Annotated in this window: 18 protein-coding genes and 2 riboswitches; of the genes, 14 read left to right on the forward strand and 4 right to left on the reverse strand. The window is 64.8% G+C overall.

Features of this window, described 5'->3' with window-relative positions; translation table 11 throughout:
• The first annotated feature begins 33 nt into the window (after positions 1 to 33).
• From ABFX19_RS02510 to ABFX19_RS02565, 12 genes are all read left to right on the forward strand, one after another.
• Positions 34 to 504, forward strand: a complete 471-nt coding sequence (locus tag ABFX19_RS02510) for a MarR family transcriptional regulator (protein ID WP_082565801.1) — start codon at positions 34 to 36, stop codon at positions 502 to 504.
• A 10-nt stretch (positions 505 to 514) separates the two neighbouring features.
• Entirely contained in the window at positions 515 to 1,312 is a 798-nt protein-coding gene (locus tag ABFX19_RS02515) for a methyltransferase domain-containing protein (RefSeq protein WP_346027343.1), read from the forward strand.
• Positions 1,313 to 1,357: 45 nt separating this feature from the next.
• Positions 1,358 to 2,971 (forward strand): phytoene desaturase family protein, encoded by a 1,614-nt coding sequence (locus tag ABFX19_RS02520; protein WP_346027344.1) that lies wholly within the window; start codon positions 1,358 to 1,360, stop codon positions 2,969 to 2,971.
• Positions 2,972 to 3,028: 57 nt separating this feature from the next.
• Positions 3,029 to 3,544: a low molecular weight protein-tyrosine-phosphatase gene (locus ABFX19_RS02525; RefSeq protein ID WP_346027345.1), complete on the forward strand. Its 516-nt coding sequence runs from the start codon at positions 3,029 to 3,031 to the stop codon at positions 3,542 to 3,544.
• Between the two features lie 149 nt (positions 3,545 to 3,693).
• Positions 3,694 to 4,311 (forward strand): LysE family transporter, encoded by a 618-nt coding sequence (locus tag ABFX19_RS02530; RefSeq protein ID WP_346027346.1) that lies wholly within the window; start codon positions 3,694 to 3,696, stop codon positions 4,309 to 4,311.
• A gap of 3 nt (positions 4,312 to 4,314) precedes the next feature.
• Positions 4,315 to 6,378, forward strand: a complete 2,064-nt coding sequence (gene pabB / locus ABFX19_RS02535; protein WP_346027347.1) for an aminodeoxychorismate synthase component I — start codon at positions 4,315 to 4,317, stop codon at positions 6,376 to 6,378.
• A 97-nt stretch (positions 6,379 to 6,475) separates the two neighbouring features.
• Positions 6,476 to 6,760, forward strand: a complete 285-nt coding sequence (locus ABFX19_RS02540) for a hypothetical protein (protein WP_346027348.1) — start codon at positions 6,476 to 6,478, stop codon at positions 6,758 to 6,760.
• 25 nt (positions 6,761 to 6,785) lie between these two features.
• On the forward strand, positions 6,786 to 7,640 hold the full coding sequence (locus ABFX19_RS02545) for an aminodeoxychorismate lyase (RefSeq protein ID WP_346027349.1): 855 nt from the start codon (positions 6,786 to 6,788) through the stop codon (positions 7,638 to 7,640).
• 275 nt (positions 7,641 to 7,915) lie between these two features.
• Positions 7,916 to 8,041: riboswitch (SAM riboswitch) on the forward strand.
• 6 nt (positions 8,042 to 8,047) lie between these two features.
• Positions 8,048 to 8,581 carry a rhodanese-like domain-containing protein gene (locus tag ABFX19_RS02550; RefSeq protein ID WP_277357374.1) on the forward strand — a complete coding sequence of 178 codons (534 nt, stop codon included), beginning with the start codon at positions 8,048 to 8,050 and terminating at the stop codon, positions 8,579 to 8,581.
• Between the two features lie 88 nt (positions 8,582 to 8,669).
• Positions 8,670 to 9,875, forward strand: coding sequence for an O-succinylhomoserine sulfhydrylase (locus ABFX19_RS02555; protein WP_277357462.1), 1,206 nt, complete (start codon positions 8,670 to 8,672; stop codon positions 9,873 to 9,875).
• Positions 9,876 to 10,045: 170 nt separating this feature from the next.
• A complete protein-coding gene (locus ABFX19_RS02560) occupies positions 10,046 to 11,647 on the forward strand; it encodes a multicopper oxidase family protein (protein WP_346027350.1) in 1,602 nt (533 codons plus the stop codon).
• 145 nt (positions 11,648 to 11,792) lie between these two features.
• The gene (locus tag ABFX19_RS02565) at positions 11,793 to 12,362 is read left to right on the forward strand and encodes a COG4315 family predicted lipoprotein (RefSeq protein ID WP_346027351.1); all 570 of its coding nucleotides are present in this window, start codon (positions 11,793 to 11,795) and stop codon (positions 12,360 to 12,362) included.
• Between the two features lie 14 nt (positions 12,363 to 12,376).
• Here the strand turns inward: ABFX19_RS02565 and ABFX19_RS02570 are convergent, their stop codons facing one another.
• From ABFX19_RS02570 to ABFX19_RS02585, 4 genes are all read right to left on the reverse strand, one after another.
• On the reverse strand, positions 12,377 to 12,889 hold the full coding sequence (locus ABFX19_RS02570) for a sigma-70 family RNA polymerase sigma factor (protein WP_056543299.1): 513 nt from the start codon (positions 12,887 to 12,889) through the stop codon (positions 12,377 to 12,379).
• Between the two features lie 132 nt (positions 12,890 to 13,021).
• Entirely contained in the window at positions 13,022 to 13,813 is a 792-nt protein-coding gene (locus ABFX19_RS02575) for an energy-coupling factor transporter transmembrane component T family protein (RefSeq protein ID WP_277357463.1), read from the reverse strand.
• Between the two features lie 2 nt (positions 13,814 to 13,815).
• On the reverse strand, positions 13,816 to 15,309 hold the full coding sequence (locus tag ABFX19_RS02580; protein WP_346027352.1) for an ABC transporter ATP-binding protein: 1,494 nt from the start codon (positions 15,307 to 15,309) through the stop codon (positions 13,816 to 13,818).
• Position 15,310: 1 nt separating this feature from the next.
• Positions 15,311 to 15,922 carry an ECF transporter S component gene (locus tag ABFX19_RS02585; protein ID WP_346027353.1) on the reverse strand — a complete coding sequence of 204 codons (612 nt, stop codon included), beginning with the start codon at positions 15,920 to 15,922 and terminating at the stop codon, positions 15,311 to 15,313.
• 55 nt (positions 15,923 to 15,977) lie between these two features.
• Positions 15,978 to 16,093, reverse strand: a riboswitch (TPP riboswitch).
• Between the two features lie 142 nt (positions 16,094 to 16,235).
• On the opposite strand from ABFX19_RS02585, the gene ABFX19_RS02590 reads away from it, so the two are divergent.
• A complete protein-coding gene (locus ABFX19_RS02590) occupies positions 16,236 to 16,496 on the forward strand; it encodes a DUF4235 domain-containing protein (protein ID WP_346027354.1) in 261 nt (86 codons plus the stop codon).
• A gap of 99 nt (positions 16,497 to 16,595) precedes the next feature.
• A partial coding sequence (locus ABFX19_RS02595; protein WP_346027355.1) for a DUF222 domain-containing protein occupies positions 16,596 to 17,105 on the forward strand: 510 nt, incomplete at its 3' end.

A 17,105-nucleotide genomic window follows, 5' to 3' on the forward strand; every position in this document is an offset into this window, starting at 1 on the left:
AGTATTCTAATCTTGGAGATGAACAGGAGGAAGATGGCCGCCGCATCACGTGAACTACTGGCTTTGCTTCAGCAGTTCACCGTTGAGACTGACCGCTACGTGGATACGGTCAGCGTCCGCGATTCCCTGCACCGCACGGATCTGAACGCACTGGGGATCATGATGGGTGCTGCGCGAGCCGGCGCCACCGTGACACCCGGGATGCTCCGCCACGCCCTGAACCTGAGTTCACCGGCAACCACGGCGCTGATAGACCGGCTCGATGAAGCGGGGCACGTCCGCCGCTCCCGGAGTTCTGTGGATCGGCGGCAGGTACACCTCGAGATGACGGAGAAGGCACTCGAAACCGGGTCCCGGCTATTCATCCCCCTGGCGCGTGAAGTGGAACAGGCCCTCTCCGGGTTCGCCCCCGAAGAACTCGAGTTGTTCAGCACCATGATGCGCAAGGTCACGGACGCCACCGTGAACGCGCGCCGTCAGGCGTCGGAGGACGCGCCGGAGTAACCTGTCGGTCATGAATGATGAGGTCTACTCCCATGGCCACCACGCCAGCGTGACGAGCGCCCATGCAATGCGTCGGGCGCAGGATTCCGCCGGATACTTGCTGGAACACCTTTCCTCCGGGATGCGCCTGCTCGATATCGGCTGCGGCCCGGGGAGCATTACCGCCGATTTTGCCGCACTGCTGGACCCCGCAGTGGTGATCGGCATGGATCGGGCCGAGGGCGTCGTGGCTCTGGCGGCGCGCACCTATGCCGGCATTGAGAACCTCTCATTTCGCACGGGCAATGTGTATGACCTCGATCTTGAGGACGAATCCGTTGATGTGGTGCACGCCCATCAGGTGCTGCAGCACCTCACGGACCCGGTTGCGGCGCTACGCGAGATGCAGCGCGTCACCCGCCCTGGCGGCATCATCGCCGTCCGTGATGCGGACTTCCACGCCATGGCCTGGTACCCGCCGGCTCCGGAGCTGGACGAGTGGATGGAAACCTACCAACAGCTCGCCCGCAGCAACAGGGCAGAGCCCGACGCCGGCCGCCACCTCCTTGCCTGGGCTCACGAGGCGGGCCTGACGGAGGTGGAGGCATCGTCGTCGAACTGGTTGTATGCCACGCAGGAGCGCCGCCGCTGGCACGCGGAGACCTGGGCGGAGCGCGTGCTGAGCTCGGGCTTCGCGGAGCAGACGCTTGAGCGCGGTCTGGCGGACAGCGCCGCGCTGGAACGGATGGCTGCCGGTTGGCGGCGCTGGGGTGAATCGCCCGACGGCTGGTTCCTCATTCCGTGCGGGGAGCTCATCATCCGTGTGTGAAACAGTTGTCGATTCGGTTCGCGTGTGAAGTTGTAGGGTGAGGCGATGATGAGCCGGACCCTGCCAACCGATCCTGAGCATTTCGACATCGTGGTGGTCGGTGGCGGCCACAACGGCCTGGTTGCGGCAGCGTACCTGGCCCGTGCCGGCCGGTCCGTGGTGGTCCTTGAACGGCTGGACCGGGTGGGCGGCGCAGCGGTCTCGGCCGAAGCGTTTCCAGGCACCGGTGCCCGGCTGTCCCGCTACTCCTACCTGGTGAGCCTCCTGCCGCAGCAGATCATCGAGGACCTCGATCTTGACCTGCAACTGGTACGACGGCGGTACTCCTCCTATACGCCGCTGCCCGGCTTTGACGTGGGGCTACTCATCGATATCTCCGATGACGAGGCGACCCGCGCCAGCTTCGAACGCATCGGTGCTGAAAACGACACCGGCGGATTCGCGTCCTTCCACCGGAGCACTTCGATACTCGGCGAAAAGTTGTGGCCGACGGTGACGCAGCCGCTGCTGCGCCGGGCTGAGGCGCGCGCGTTGGTCGGCGACGACTCGGTGTGGGAAGACTTCATCGAGCGGCCGGTCGGTGAGGTGATCGAACGCTGCGTGGACAGCGATCTGGTGCGCGGGGTCTTACTGACCGATGGGCTCATCAGCACTTTCGCCCGGGCACACGACGAGGATCTGCAGCAGAACAAGTGCCTCCTGTACCACGTGATCGGCGGTGGCACCGGGAACTGGGATGTGCCCGTCGGTGGAATGGGCGCGGTCTCGGGAGAGCTGGAGCGGGCGGCGCGCGAAGCAGGCGTGGTGATCCGCACGGAAGCGGAAGTGACCGCTGTGGCAGCTACAGTCGGCGGAACACCGGTTGTGTATTACAGCGAAGGCGGTGGTCCTCAGCGGGTGAGCGGCGAATTTGTCCTCGCGAATGTCACGCCGGCCGCTCTGGGCCGGCTGATGGGCGGGCCGGATGCCTCACGCTTCCCACCGGCGTCGCACCCTGTTGCTGAAGGCGCCCAGGTGAAGGTGAACATGCTGCTGTCCAGGCTTCCGCAGCTCCGCGACCCGAATGTGAAACCCGAGCAGGCATTCGGCGGGACGTTCCATATCAACGAGACGTACCCGCAGCTGGAGAAGGCCTATGACGAGGCGGCCGCCGGCCGGGTACCCGACCCGTTGCCGATCGAGATCTACTGTCACTCGCTGGCGGATCCTTCGATCCTGTCGCCGGAGTTGCGGGAGGCGGGGGCGCACACACTCACCGTCTTTTCCCTGCAGACCCCTCACCGGCTGCTCGCTTCAGGGGACCACGATGCTCGCCGCGCTGCGCTGCAGCAGGCTGTGCTGGCGTCGCTGAACAGCGTGCTGGCCGAGCCGATCGAGGACTGCATCCTCGCCGGACCCTCGGGTGAGCCCTGCATTGAAACCAAGACCACCCTCGATCTCGAGGAAACGTTGGGCCTGACGGGCGGGAACATCTTTCACGGACCGCTGTCGTGGCCCTTTGCGGACGACGACGAACCCCTGGACACGCCCGCTCGCCGGTGGGGTGTCGCAACGGATCACACGCGCGTCCTGCTGTGCGGAGCGGGGTCACGGCGCGGCGGCGGCGTGAGCGGACTCGGTGGTTACAGCGCCGCGATGGCGCTGCTGGAAGAGGATTAGCCGAGGATTTCGGCACGTCCCCTGCGACCGTCCCGCTTCAGTACCTAGGATTGATTCATGTACAGGATCGTCACTGTCTGCACCGGCAATATCTGTCGTTCCCCCATGGCCGAAATTATGCTGAACCGCGCCTTTGAGGAGGCTGGTCTGGCCGATGACGTCCTGGTGGATTCCGCCGGCACCACCGGCTGGGAAGCAGGTAACCCGATCGATGAGCGGGCGGCCGCGAAGCTCACCGAACTCGGGCTTGTCAGCGATACGCACCGTGCGAGGAAGTTCGACCCGGAGTGGTACAGCGAGCGCAACCTCATTCTCGCGCTCGATGTTGACCACTACGAGGACCTCCGCCTGGAAGCGCCCGACGCCGAGAGCCGGAGCCGGGTGCGCATGCTTCGCGAATTCGATCCGGCCGCTGCCGGGACACCGGTTTCCGAGCTCGGAATCTACGACCCGTGGTACGGAGATCAGGCAGACTTCGAAGCCACGTGGCGGATGGTTAACGACGCCGTTCCCGGGATCGTTCAGTACGTACTGGAGGAACTGGCGCGGGCCACGCCGCCCGCTGAGTGCTGACGAGGCTACAGCCCTACTCCCCCGGCAGAGCCCACGCTCGCTCTCGACCAAGGCCTCGCAAGATCATCAGCAGCATGGATGAGACCCTGTATGCCTCCGCGGCAATGAAAGCGGCGTTGAAGGTTCCGTGCGGCCCCTAAGATTAACCAGTGACCCTTTCGATTTGGCTGGCGCTGGTCGGCGCCCAGGCGCTCATCAGTTTCACCCCGGGTGCGGGAGCCGTCAACACTATGAGCAACTCGCTCACCGTCGGCTTTCGCCGCTCCATGTGGGGCATCCTCGGCCAGCAGCTGGCACTGCTGGTACACATCGGCGTCGTCGCGGCAGGGGTTGGCCTCCTGGTCGCCGGGTCCCCGCTGGCATTCAGCATCATCCGCTACGCCGGTGCCGCTTACCTGGTTTACCTGGGCATCCGGAAGTTCTTTGAGCCCCTGGTGCCAGCCGAGCAGGCGGCCACGCTCCACGCCGAGGGCGCTGCGTCAATGTTTCGCCGCGGCCTCTGGGTGAACCTGCTCAATCCCAAAGCGATCGTGTTTTTCCTCGCGTTCGTCCCCCAATTCATCCGGCCCGAGCAGGAGCTTTTCGGCCAGTACGGGGTGCTGGCGGGAACCGTCGTCGTTATTGATGTTCTGGTGATGTGGCTGTTCTTCGCCGCCGCTGCACGTTCCTTCAGCCGGTTCACCAGCGGCCCGCGCGGGCAACGCGTCCTCAACCGCACGTTCGGCACCCTGTTCGTGGCCGTGGGTGCGCTGCTGGCATTCGCCTGACGTATGGGTCACAAGTCCGCGAACGCCGTCGCTCCGCTCATCATTGCCGTGGACGGCCGGTCCGGAGCGGGTAAAACCACCCTCGCCGTGGAACTTGTTGCACTGCTGCGCGAACACCACACCGTCAGCCTGTTCCACCTCGAGGACATCTACCCCGGTTGGGACGGCCTGGCCGACGGCATGGAGCGGTACGTCCGCACGGTGCTCACCCCGCTGGCTTCCGGACTGCCCGCCCGGTGGACGGCGTGGGACTGGACAACGAACAACGACGGCGCCACCCATCTCACCCAACCCGCTGACATTGTGGTGGTCGAGGGCGTGGGTGCGGCCTGCGCAGCTGCCCGGGAACTGCTCGACGTGGTGGTGTGGATACACGCTGACGACAATCTCCGCCGGACCAGTGCACTCGTCCGGGACGGCAATACGTATGCGCCGTTCTGGCAGCGTTGGTCCGAACAGGAAGAGCGGTGGCTCGCAACCGACCGGCCCGCGCCCCACGCTGACCTGCTGGTCCAGGGCCATCGCGGCAACGCCGTTCCGGACCAGCTTCGTCGTGCCTTGGCCGGACTGCCGCAGTGTGAATCGCTCATGTCCATGGAGCGTGCCGCACGGCGGGGTCTTACGCTACAGGTTGAGAGCGTCGCAGGGTGTCCGGACGCCGCAGGCGTTTTCTCCACCCTGTATGGCGGAGCTGAGGCCGCTGCCTGGCTGGACAGCTCCGCGGCCCAGGACCCGCAGGGCCGCAGCCGCTTCTCCATCCTGGCTGACGACGGCGGCCGGTTCGGGCAGGTTGCGCAGCACACCTCCGGCGTCACCATGGTCAGCAGCGGCCCGGTTACTGCCCGGATTGCCGGTCCATTTTTCCGCTGGCTCGACGGCGTGTGGGGTCGCCGCGCGGTCCGGTCGCCGGAGGACTATCCGGGGCCGTTCGCACTTGGCTGGCTGGGCTACCTTGGCTACGAGCTGAAGCGTGAAACCGGTGGTTCCGCTCCTGCGCACGGTTCCAGTTCGGTTCCGGATGCTTCGCTGCTCTTCGCGGGGCGTGCCGTCGTCCTTGACCACCGGGAACAGCGCACCTACCTGCTGACCTTGAGCGACGGCTCCCGCGACGCCGACGCCGATGCGTGGCTGGAACGTGCCCGCGCCGTCGTGCTTTCCGGGGGCGCTGCTCCGGCGGTGACAAGTCCGGTGGGTGCACCGCGCCCACTGAGTGCACCCCGCTTCACTGCGCGGGACACACGCGAGCCCTACCTGGAGAAAATCCGTGCGGCCAAGGCGGAAATCACGGACGGCAACTCGTATGAGGTGTGCCTGACGACGGCCCTGACCTCACGCGAGGAAACGCCCGTCGACCCATTCGGCATCTACCTCGCCCTGCGAGGCGCCAATCCTGCCCCGTTTGCGCACTACTTCACCTTCCCGGGCTTCGCCGTCGCGAGCACCTCGCCCGAACGATTCCTGCGGCTGGACTCCACCGGCGGAATGCGGGCCGAACCAATCAAAGGAACCCGGCGCCGCTCCCCGGACCCAGCCCAAGACGCCGCCCTCCAGGAGGATCTGCGCACCAGCACGAAGGACCGGGCAGAGAACATCATGATTGTGGACCTGCTCCGCAATGACCTCTCCCACCTTGCAGTCCCCGGCACCGTGACGGTGACCCGGTTGTGCGACATCGAGACCTATGCAACCGTTCACCAGATGGTGAGCACCATCGACGCCCGGCTCCGGCCCGGTTCCTCCCGTGCCGAAGCCGTTGCGGCCGCATTTCCTGCCGGCTCAATGACGGGTGCGCCGAAGATCAGCACCATGGCTATCCTGGACCGGCTCGAGGAAGCACCCCGCGGCGTCTACGCCGGCGCCGCCGGCTACTTTTCCCTCGATGGGGCGGCGGATCTCGCCGTCGTCATCCGCACTCTCGTGCTGGAGGACGACGACGGCGGCACCCGCCTCACACTCGGAGTGGGCGGCGCGATCACTGCGGATTCCGACCCCGCCGAGGAGTGGGACGAGGTCCGGACGAAGGCGTTCGGGGTGCTGTCTGCGCTTGGTTCGAGCTTCCCCAGCTGACGCTGCGATCGAGCGGTTCGCTGAGCGGGCCTTTCGTCCACTTGGCGTCTGTGGAAGCATGGGACGCCCGAGGAAAGTGCAACGAAGGAGAACGGTCATGACTAGCTCCAACGATGAAAACACGCCCAACCTGAACGACGTTCCGGAGCCGGATAACGAGTTCCTTCCCAATCGCATCCATCAGGGCCATGCGGGGCAGCCTGAACGCCTCGATGACGATGCCCTGGCGGCCGCAACGGAGCAGGAACGGGTCGACGCCGGTCTCATCGACTACGCACCGGACCAGGTTCCGGACGCTGCCGATCCCCTCCCTGCGGAAGCTTCCGATGAAGCAGACTTTGCCCAGCGCGGGCTGAACGAGGACAACGACACGAGCTCCTGACCTGCCCGGTCACTATGCTGATCGCATGACTGTTCTGGTGTTCCTCGACCCCGCCCGTCCCGACGGCCGCATAGCTGACGCAGCACAGCCGCAGCTGATGGTTACCGACACCGGGATCACGCGGGGTGACGGCATCTTCGAAACAATGCTCGCGGTCAACGGCGCTCCCCGGAAGCTGCAGGCCCACCTCGCCCGGCTGGCGACGTCCGCCGATGCGCTGGAACTGAAGGTTCCGTCGTCGGACGTGTGGGAACGCGCCATCACCACCGCGCTGGCGGCAGCCGACGACGATGGCGAACTCGTGGTCAAACTCGTCGCCACCCGGGGCGAACCAGAGGCGGGAGCCACCGCGTGGGTCCAGGTGTCCGCCGTACCGGTCGGGTTGCGCGGCCAGCGGCTGTCGGTCCTCCTGCTTGACCGCGGCTATGACAGCACGGTTGCCCAGCGTGCTCCGTGGCTGCTGATGGGCGCGAAGACCCTTTCCTACGCGGTGAACATGGCGGCGGTCCGCTATGCGCGCTCGCACGGCGCCGACGATGTCATCTTCACCTCGTCTGACGGCAAGGTCCTCGAGGGCCCGACGTCGACAGTCCTGATCGCGCAGGTCATCGACGGCGTCAAGCACCTCATCACGCCGCAGCTTGAGAGCGGGATCCTCCCCGGCACCTCGCAGGGCGCACTGTTTGCGGCGGCCCGTGAGGCAGGTTGGGATTTGGGTTACGGACCGCTCGTGCCGGAAGACCTGTTCGAGTCTGACGGCGTTTGGCTGATCTCGAGCGTCCGTCTGCTCGCCGAGGTCGAGTCCATCGACGGAAAGCCGGTGACGCTTTCGCCCGAGTTGACCGCGGAGTTGAGCGGTCTCATAGCGTCCGTCTCCTAGCCCGAGCGCCCGTCCCCCAGCCCGACCGCCCGTTCCCTGGCCCACTCGTCCGTTCCCTGGTCCAACCGCAAAAGTGCCGGGAATTCGCAGGATCGTGGGGACATCCCCACGAACCTGCCACGCATCGGCACTTTTGGCTCAGGCCTGCCACGCATCGGCGCTTTTGGCTCGGACCTGCCACGCCCCGGCGCCTTTGGCCCGAGTACCACGGGCGTTACCGCACGTTACGGCCCGGCATGGCAGGCATGGCGCCGCCGGTGCTACGTTCATTCCGGAGTAACGAGTGCCAGCGCCAAGCCCTGACTTGCTGGACGGCAACCCTCTTTCACGGCGGGGTGCCTCAGGTGACTACTCGGCACAACGATCACATCCCATGATCACCAGCGTGCACAGCGTGAGGAGACACAATGGCACTGCATTCCAACCCCCATCCCCCGGCGAATTCCCGGCCCGGCAACGGCTATGCCGGCAACATCACCGCACGTGATGCGGTGGAACGCGTCAGCAAGGGCGCCGTGCTGGTGGATGTCCGCACTGTCGAGGAATGGCGGAGCGTCGGCGTTCCCGACCTCACCGACGCCGGGACCGTCCCCCTCTTCCTCGAGTGGACGCGCTCCGACGGCAGCCGTAACGTCTCCTTCCTCAACCAGCTGAACGGGCTCAAGGGCCGCGAACTGCTTTTCCTGTGCCGTTCCGGCGTCCGTTCTGTGGCAGCAGCACAGAATGCCACCGCCGCCGGTCACACTGCCTACAACGTGCTGCACGGATTTGAGGCCGACGGCGGCTGGCGCTCCAGCGGCCTCGCCACCACAGTGCATGCAGAAGAAGCCCCAGAGAGCACGGATACGACAGATCACGCAACGACCACAGGACAGACCGCGATCACAGAACGGACCGGCGCTGCCCGTTCGGCAACGGACCGTGGCGACGCCCGTGAATGAGCACACGCCAGTAAGTGAGCCCGCGCCGTCGTCGTTCTCTCCGGCGGCCAGCCGTGAGCCCATCGCGGGGAACGGCGGCTACCCCCGAATCCAACGCCCGGATGACGACGGCGCTGCCTGGTCACCCGATACCCTCGCGGTACGCGGGGGGCTGGCACGGTCCAACTTCGAGGAGACGTCCGAGGCGCTCTTCCTGAACTCGGGCTTTGTGTATTCCTCTGCTGCGGCGGCGGAGGCAGCCTTCACCGGGGACGTCGACCGCTTTGTATACTCCCGGTACGGCAACCCGACTGTCGCCATGTTCCAGGAGCGGCTTCGCCTGCTCGAGGGTGCGGAGGCGTGCTTCGCCACAGCCAGCGGCATGTCTGCCGTCTTCACCGCGCTCGGTGCCCTCCTGGCCTCGGGCGACCGCGTTGTTGCCTCACGCAGCCTCTTCGGCTCGTGCTTCGTCATCCTCAACGAGATTCTGCCGCGCTGGGGTGTGGAGACTGTCTTCGTGGACGGCTGGGACCTCGGCCAGTGGCAGGAAGCACTGAGCATTCCCACCACGGCGGTCTTCTTTGAGTCGCCGTCCAATCCGATGCAGGAGATCGTCGATATCCGGGCGGTCGTTGAGCTCGGCCACGCGGCCGGTGCGCAGGTCGTCGTCGACAATGTCTTCGCCACACCGCTGCTGCAGCGGTGTACGGAACTGGGTGCCGACGTCGTCGTCTATTCCGGCACCAAACACATCGACGGGCAGGGCCGGGTGCTGGGCGGCGCGATCCTCGGCCGCAGGGAGTTCATCGAGGGTCCGGTGAAGACACTCATGCGGCACACCGGGCCCGCGCTGTCGTCATTCAATGCCTGGACCCTCCTCAAGGGACTGGAAACCCTTTCCCTGCGGGTGAACCACTCCTCGTCCTCGGCGCTGACCCTCGCCCGCTGGCTTGAAGCCCAACCGGCTGTGAACTGGGTCCGTTACCCGTTGCTCGAATCGCACCCGCAGTTTGATCTCGCTGCCGCCCAGATGACAGCCGGCGGCACGGTGGTGACCTTTGAACTGGATGCACCCGAGGGAAAGGCGAAGGAGCGCGCCTTTGCGCTGCTCGATGCCCTGAAAGTCATCGATATCTCCAATAACCTGGGCGATTCAAAGACGCTGATCACCCACCCTGCTACCACCACACATCGCGCCATGGGTCCAGGAGGGCGTGCCGCAATCGGCTTGACCGACGGCGTCATCCGGCTCTCGGTGGGCCTTGAAGACGTAAGCGACCTGCAGACTGATCTGGGCAAGGCACTCACTTCCTGACGTCTGGGTAGCCTCACTCCGTAACCCAAACGATCGTCCAAGGTTTCCCCAAGAAGGCAGGAGCAATCTTGCTGCTGAGGCACACATCGAGTACGTAGTCTGGGCGGGCGTTTTCAACGCACCCCGATGCGCGTCCCACCAAAAGAAACACCTTTGGAAGGGATGTTCCCATGTCTGTCAGCAGGCGCAATTTCCTGGCGATGGGCGGCTTCGGTGCTCTGGCCGCCGCGACCCTCACCGCTCCCCTGGCCTCCATCAGCGCGAAGTCCGCGCCGGTCCTGGACGGCTCAAAGCTCAAGCCCTATCAGCTCGCGTTCACCCGTCCGCCGTTCCTGGCGCCGTACAAGACGGGAATCAACCCGTTGGACGGGAAACCGCAGAACTTCTACAACGTGACCCAGAAGGCTGCGACGGCCTCCCTTGTTCCGGGACTGAAGACACGCATCCTCGGCTACAACGGGATCTTCCCGGGTCCCACCATTTCCATCGATCAGGGCACGCATGCCGTTGTGACGATGCGGAACCAGTTGCCGAAAGCCCATCCCGACTTCGGGACTCCGATGGCAACGTCGACCCACCTGCACGGTTCAGCGTCCCTGCCGCAATACGACGGCTACGCCTCCGACACCACGCTGCCCGGGTTCCGGAAGGACTACCACTACCCCAACTTCCAACCCGCACGCACACTCTGGTACCACGACCACGGCGTCCATTACACGGCGCAGAACGCATACTCGGGCCTTGTCGCCATGTATCAGATCCACGATCCGGCTGAGCGCGCCTTACTCCCGCAGGGCGAATTCGACGTGCCGCTCATGGTGAGCGACATCCAGCTGCGCGCCGACGGAAACGCAAACTATGACGACCACAACCACAGTGGCCTCTGGGGTGACATCAACCTGGTCAACGGAGTGCCCTGGCCGGTGATGAAGGTCAAGCGGCGCATCTACCGCTTCCGGGTGCTGGTCTGCGGCATCTCAAGATCATTCCGGTTCAAGCTCAGCACCGGGGAGCCGCTGACAGTCGTGGCGACCGACGGCGGACTCATGCCTCGCGCGATCCCGGTGGCCCAGTACCGGCATGCCAACTCGGAACGCTATGAGGTCCTGATCGATTTCTCAAAGTACAGGGCGGGTCAGCGGATTGAGTTGCAGAACGTTTCCAACCCCAACAACATCGAGTTCGGCAATACCCGCCGGGTCATGGCCTTTGACGTCACGGACGACGCCTTCGACCGCAATGATCCGACTGCGCTGACACTTCCCACAGTCCTCGCTAACAGCAGTCCGATGCAGCTGACCCGGGCGATGGCCAAGGCCACCCGCCGGCTACGGGTGGAGCGCCAGAACGGGGAGTGGAAGATCAACGGTATGAGCTGGGCGGATGTGATCGCGAGCAACTTCCAGAAGGTCATCGCCAATCCCGGTGCCAACGACGTCGAGATCTGGGAAATCGAAAACAAGTCGGGCGGCTGGTTCCATCCCGTGCACATCCACCTGGTTGATTTCCACATCCTCAGCCGGAACGGACAGCGCCCCTTCAGCTATGAGGAGGGCCCGAAGGACGTCATGTACGTGGGTGAGAACGAGACCGTTCAGGCGATCATGCGGTTCGAACACCAGAAAGGCCGCTACATGGTTCACTGCCATAACCTCCCCCATGAGGACCACGACATGATGCTGCAGTTCAGGGTCGGCCTGTTGCAGGGTGAACCGGATCCCAACGACCCCATCACCGCCGCACGCCCGGTCTTCGACAGCCCTGTCGGGTAGCGCGGCGACCTGAAGCTGAGATTCACCTGTGAGTTCTCCCGCAAATTGAACCATCCGGGGTAGTTCGTGCGTCTTCCCAGCAGAGGGGTCGAGTGGCCACTCCCATCCCCCGGGTGTCCAGGGGGTGTTTACGGGAGGAATCAACATGAGTAAAGCAATGCGTGTCTTGTTCGCCGTCATCGCCGTTTGCCTGTTGGCGTTGACCGGCTGTGGCGGCTCCACCTCAACCGAGACCGAGACCAGCCCCCCAGCCGCAGAAACCACGCAGGCAGAAGAACCGACAAGCGCTGAGCCCACCGAGGCGGAGACAACGGAGGGGGCTTCCGAGGAACCATCCGGTGAAGCAGCGGCCGGCGGAACCGTCGGAACGCCGCTCGGTGTCGCCGAGACCGACCTGGGTGAGATCGTCGTTGACTCCGAAGGCATGGTGGTCTATTACTTCACCAATGACGAGGCGAACTCCGGGGTGAGCGCCTGTGAGGGCGGCTGCCTTGAAGCCTGGCCGCCGGTGCTCAGCGACAGCGAGACACCCGAAGTGGAAGGCGTTACGGGCGAAGTGGGCACCATTGAAACACCCGAGGGTGAACTGCAGGTCACGATCAACGGCATGCCGATCTACTACTTCGCCGAAGATGAGGCTCCGGGTGACACCAACGGCCAGGGCGTCAACGAGGTGTGGTACGTCGTAGCCCCTGACGGCGAGATGATCCAGTAAGGTAACGGCCGCGGCTAACCGCTCGAGGCCACATCCCGGGCAAGCAGGGCACTCTTGAGGGAGCGCAAAGCGTAGTGCAGACGGGATTTCACGGTCCCTTCCGGTATGGACAGGGACCGTGAAATCTCCGCCGCTGTCTCGCCGCGGAAGTAGAAGTGAAGTACCACGTCGCGGTGTTCAGGCGACAGCTCATTCAGTGCATCCGTCAGCAGCCACGAGGTCAGCAACTGCTCGACCTCGTCATCGGAAGGAGTATCCGGAACCTCGTCCACATCGAACTCGTGGCGGCGGAAACCGCTGCGGAACGAGTCCACCAGGATGTTCCGGGCAACGACAAAGAGCCAGGCACGGATTTCAAGCTCGCTGTGACCGCGCATCACCGGATGCTCCCACGCCCGTAACAGGGTGAGCTGGACCACCTCGTCAGCCAGAAAGGCGTCCGCTGTCAGACGACGGACGAAGCGCCTCAGCGGGCGCAGGTGGTTGTCCCTGATCACGCTCAGCCAGTCAGCCTGTCCATCGGCCATGTTCGTTCCCCACGTTCGACATCACACCGCAGTACCTACCCATTGAGACGATGGAACGTTGGGAAAAGCCTGCGCTTTTCGAAACGCTGCCTTCATGATGCACCCCCGGAGCGCATCCGGAACAGGGGCCTGCTAGCCGAAAATGAAGTTCCAGGTGCCGGCGAGGACCGCCGCGGTCACGGCGCTCGCTGCGATCAGCACGCCCACCAGGACAACGACGACGTCCACTCGGCTGAAGGTGCTTTCCCTCGCCCAGGTGCGCGGTCCGGCTCCGAAACCACGAGCCTCCATGGCCACAGCCAGCCGGGTGGCCCTGCGGATGGCCTGGACCATGAGCCCGAACGCCTGCCCCAGAAAATGCCCGAACCGCGCTGCCGGGTTCCCCTCATGCCCTACGCCGCGGGCGTGCCTGGCGAGGCCCAATGTGCGCCATTCGTCGAACAGCAAGCCGACCAGCCGCATTCCGGCGAGTGCTCCCAGCACAAACCGGTGCGGCGCCTTCAGCCGCTGCGCCAGGGCATCGGCAAGGTCCGTCGGGTCGGTGGTGGTCAGGAGAAACAGCCCGGGCAGCGCGATTGCGAGCCCACGTAGGCCAATCGCGAGCCCGGCGTTGACTGAATCTTGCGTGAATAGAACGGGCCCGAACTCGAGAAGAACGCGTCCGGTCTTTTCAGCCAGTAGCGCGGTGCCGTACGCGGCGACCACCGCCGCGATAACAAACGGCCACGTCCTCAGGAAGAGCTTCCGCACGCTGATGCCCAGCAGCGGGAGCAGCAGCAGTTCACTGCCAAGGACGACGCCGGCACTCACCCAGTCCACGCTCAGCATCACGACGACGGTGATCACCACAGCCGCGAAGAGCTTCGAGAGCGGATTGGCCCGCGGAAGCACCGTTCCGGTGATGGTGGGATTCACCACGTTCATGCTCACGCCGCCGCCTCCAGCGTTGCGGACGTACCGTCAACGGCCGCAATGCGGCTTCCGAGCGCTGCCGCGTACTCGCGGTCATGCGTCACCGAAACCACGCAGGTCCCCCCGTGGATGAGTTCAACCAGCAGGGTTACCAGCTCCGCCCAGGTGTTGGCGTCCTGGCCGAAGGTCGGCTCGTCCAGGATGAGGATGTCCGGGTTGGTGGCGAGCATGGTGGCAACGGACAGCCGTCGCTTTTCACCGCCGGACAGCGTGAACGGATTCGCTTTCAGCAGCCCCGTGAGCCGGAGCCGCTCGGCGATGGGGTCAATCCGCCGTCGTACCTCTTCCTCGGTAAGCCGGGCCACCCTGCGCGGGCCGAACTCCAGTTCCTCACGCACTGTGTTGGTGAGGAACTGGTGTTCGGGCTCCTGGAAAACCGTGCCGATCCGGTTGACCAGGTCGGCGGACTTCCACTCATATGGTGTCGCGCCGGCGCCGCGGGCGAGCGGCTCCAGAGCTGTCAGTCCGCCTCCCCGGGGGCGGAGCAGCCCGGCGAGAGTGAGCGCGAGCGTCGATTTCCCGGCACCGTTGGGCCCCAACACGCTGACTGCTTCCTGCCGTCGCAGAGTGAGGTCCACGCCGCTGAGAACTGCCGGTCCACGCTTGGTGCGCGCAACGGACAGCCCGGACGCCTGCAGCAGGTCCGTTCCGGAGCCGGTACGAACTGTTGGTGTCTCCGGCCGGTAACCCGGCACCGAGACTCCTGCCTCAATAAGCCTGGCCCGCGTGGATTCGTGCCGGAGCACTGTAGCCGGAGCACCATCGGCGAGGATGCCGCCGTCCGAATCGAGCACCACTACCCGATCAACGACGTCAGCCCAGATCTCAACTCGGTGCTCCACCACAACGAGCGTCGCCGAGGTTCGGTTGAGTACGCGGAGAACGGCATCACGCACTTCCAGTACTCCGGCAGGATCCAGGTTGGCGGTCGGCTCGTCAAGGAGCAGCAACCCGGGTTGCATCGCGAGGACTGCTGCAAGCGCCAGCCGCTGCTTCTGACCGCCGGACAGCGCGGTGGTGGAGGAATTCAGCGGGACATCGAGGCCGACGTCGTCCAGCGACTGGCGTACGCGTGGCCAGATTTCGTTCCGCGGCACGGCCAGGTTTTCGGCACCGAACGCCACTTCGTCGCCGACCCGGGCGAGCACCAGTTGGCTGTCCGGGTCCTGGAGCACCAGCCCGGAGCGGCCTCGTGAGTCAGCCGGGCTGACGCCGTCGATAGTGAGTTCGCCGGCCTGCTCGCCCTCGTCCTGATCTCCCAGGACGCCGGCGAGTCCATGCAGCAGTGTGGACTTTCCGGCGCCGGAAGCGCCGAGGAGGAGGACACGCTGACCCGGCTCGATCGTCAGGTCGATGTTTCGGACGGCCCAGCGTGTTCGTCCGGGGTGGCGCCAGCCCCAGCCCTTCGCTGTGATCGACGCAGGGACGGGCTCCGCGACGGCGGTCATGCTAGACGTCTGCCGTGCGGCCTGCGGCAAACGCGGACAGGGCACCGGTCTTTGCAAGGCCGCGCGTGGCAAGCCACGGCAACAGACCGGCGAGCACAACACCGGAAATGGCGGCGAAGACTCCGTACATCAACTTGTAGTCCAAGGTCCACTCGACGTTGTACATGATGTTTTCGCTGATGGCGAGGGCAAGTCCGGCGCCCAGACCTGCGAGCAGAGCTACACCGAGGTTCCAGCGTTTGTAGAGGAACACTGCGAAAATCAGTTCCGCGCCAATGCCCTGGACCAGCCCGGAGAGAAGGACCGCCATGCCGAACTGCGTTCCGATCAGCGCAGACACGGCCGCCGCAAGTACCTCGCAGTAGATGGCAGCGCCTGGCTTGCGAATGATGAGTCCGCCCAGCACCCCGGCAATGAGCCAGCCGCCTGAGTACAGCCCGGCGAGAGGCGGAAAGGCAGCTGTTACCGCGGCAATGCCGCTGTAACCGGCGGACCAGGCGAAGAAGATGACGCCCACGGCCACCGCGATGACCGAGGCGACCACAATATCGACGACACGCCACTCATAGCGGCGCCGGGATTGGGACGGGGTAATGCTTTGTGTTGCAGTCATGATTGTTGATCCTCCTGGGTACAGGAGGGGAAGGCTTTCCGGCAGGACGCCGTGAAGCCTCGAGAACTCGACTCCCTTCGCCGGTACTAACCGGATCAGGTTCGAGGGTCTGCGGTGATCCGCACTCTCAGCGCCCACCACCTACGTGGTTGCGCTCCCCTGTCGTTGTTTGAGCGATACCAACTCTACACCGGGGGCCGTGCCGGGGCCGTCGTCGTAATTATGGTTGTCCCTGGGTGACCCACGGACCCTCCATGGATCACCGCTATAACGCTAGGCTGGGACCAAAGCCAAGCCGACTGAAAGAGGCACCATGTACACCATTTTCAAACTGATGGGCGTTGGACTGGGCATCGGAGCGGGCCTCGTGGGCACGCAACTGGTGGACTTCATCTGGAAGCGTGCCACCGGGAACGAGCCACCGAAGGACAAAGAGGGTCTGGAGAACAGCCTCCGGTCGGCGCTGGCGTTCGCCGTGATCTCGGGTTCGGTCAGCACCACCATCCGCGTGCTAACGAACCGCACCACGCAGCGGGCCATCCACCGCTACGAGCGCACCCGCCACCTCACCTAGGCCACTCGTTTGCGGGCCTGTGTATAAGTCCGTTTGACTTGTCCTGCACATTGGTGGTTTTCGGTCGCGGTTAGTACACGTGTTCGATAAAATTTGGGTATGGCCGTCGCACTGCTCGAACCTCACCCGGAGGACACGTCTCTCCTGGGTGGAATGCGTTCGCACCTACAGGTCTTTGCGCAGCAGCTGGAATCGACATACCTGACGCTTAGCCCGCAGGAGGCCGCGGTGACCCTGGTCGAGGTCGAGCAGCTCTCCAACCTGGTCGATCACTTGCAGACTGTGGTTGCCCGTGCCGCTGAGGACCACCAACTCGCTACCGTTGACGCCCTAGATCCGTACAAGAACACTGGCGACTATTTGCGGGCGAAAATCGGTATCAGCCGCTCCGAAGCGAACCGCCGGTTACGCCTCGGACATGACGTCCTGCCCGAGGTTCCCGGGCCAGGAGCCGCGCTCGTGCCTGCCTTGGGTGTGCTGGCTGAAGCCACCAAGGTCGGTGCGATCAGCAGCCGTGCTGCGACCATCATCCGCAACTCCGTGCACCGGGTCTCCACTGTCGCGACCGGCCGTGAGCTGGATGCCATGGAAGAGCACCTGGTCCGCCAG

The organism is Arthrobacter parietis (assembly GCF_039530425.1).
GTDB classification, from domain to species: Bacteria; Actinomycetota; Actinomycetes; order Actinomycetales; family Micrococcaceae; genus Arthrobacter_D; species Arthrobacter_D parietis.

Bases quoted from the DNA above. Each gene is read 5' to 3' on its own strand.
- ABFX19_RS02520 (WP_346027344.1), top strand. From the start codon at position 1,358: ATGATGAGCCGGACCCTGCCAACCGATCCTGAGCATTTCGACATCGTG.
- ABFX19_RS02515 (WP_346027343.1), top strand. From the start codon at position 515: ATGAATGATGAGGTCTACTCCCATGGCCACCACGCCAGCGTGACGAGC.
- ABFX19_RS02540 (WP_346027348.1), top strand. From the start codon at position 6,476: ATGACTAGCTCCAACGATGAAAACACGCCCAACCTGAACGACGTTCCG.
- ABFX19_RS02575 (WP_277357463.1), bottom strand. From the start codon at position 13,813: ATGAACGTGGTGAATCCCACCATCACCGGAACGGTGCTTCCGCGGGCC.
- ABFX19_RS02560 (WP_346027350.1), top strand. From the start codon at position 10,046: ATGTCTGTCAGCAGGCGCAATTTCCTGGCGATGGGCGGCTTCGGTGCT.
- ABFX19_RS02590 (WP_346027354.1), top strand. From the start codon at position 16,236: ATGTACACCATTTTCAAACTGATGGGCGTTGGACTGGGCATCGGAGCG.
- ABFX19_RS02565 (WP_346027351.1), top strand. From the start codon at position 11,793: ATGAGTAAAGCAATGCGTGTCTTGTTCGCCGTCATCGCCGTTTGCCTG.
- pabB (WP_346027347.1), top strand. From the start codon at position 4,315: ATGGGTCACAAGTCCGCGAACGCCGTCGCTCCGCTCATCATTGCCGTG.
- ABFX19_RS02580 (WP_346027352.1), bottom strand. From the start codon at position 15,309: ATGACCGCCGTCGCGGAGCCCGTCCCTGCGTCGATCACAGCGAAGGGC.
- ABFX19_RS02550 (WP_277357374.1), top strand. From the start codon at position 8,048: ATGGCACTGCATTCCAACCCCCATCCCCCGGCGAATTCCCGGCCCGGC.
- ABFX19_RS02545 (WP_346027349.1), top strand. From the start codon at position 6,786: ATGACTGTTCTGGTGTTCCTCGACCCCGCCCGTCCCGACGGCCGCATA.
- ABFX19_RS02525 (WP_346027345.1), top strand. From the start codon at position 3,029: ATGTACAGGATCGTCACTGTCTGCACCGGCAATATCTGTCGTTCCCCC.
- ABFX19_RS02570 (WP_056543299.1), bottom strand. From the start codon at position 12,889: ATGGCCGATGGACAGGCTGACTGGCTGAGCGTGATCAGGGACAACCAC.
- ABFX19_RS02510 (WP_082565801.1), top strand. From the start codon at position 34: ATGGCCGCCGCATCACGTGAACTACTGGCTTTGCTTCAGCAGTTCACC.
- ABFX19_RS02585 (WP_346027353.1), bottom strand. From the start codon at position 15,922: ATGACTGCAACACAAAGCATTACCCCGTCCCAATCCCGGCGCCGCTAT.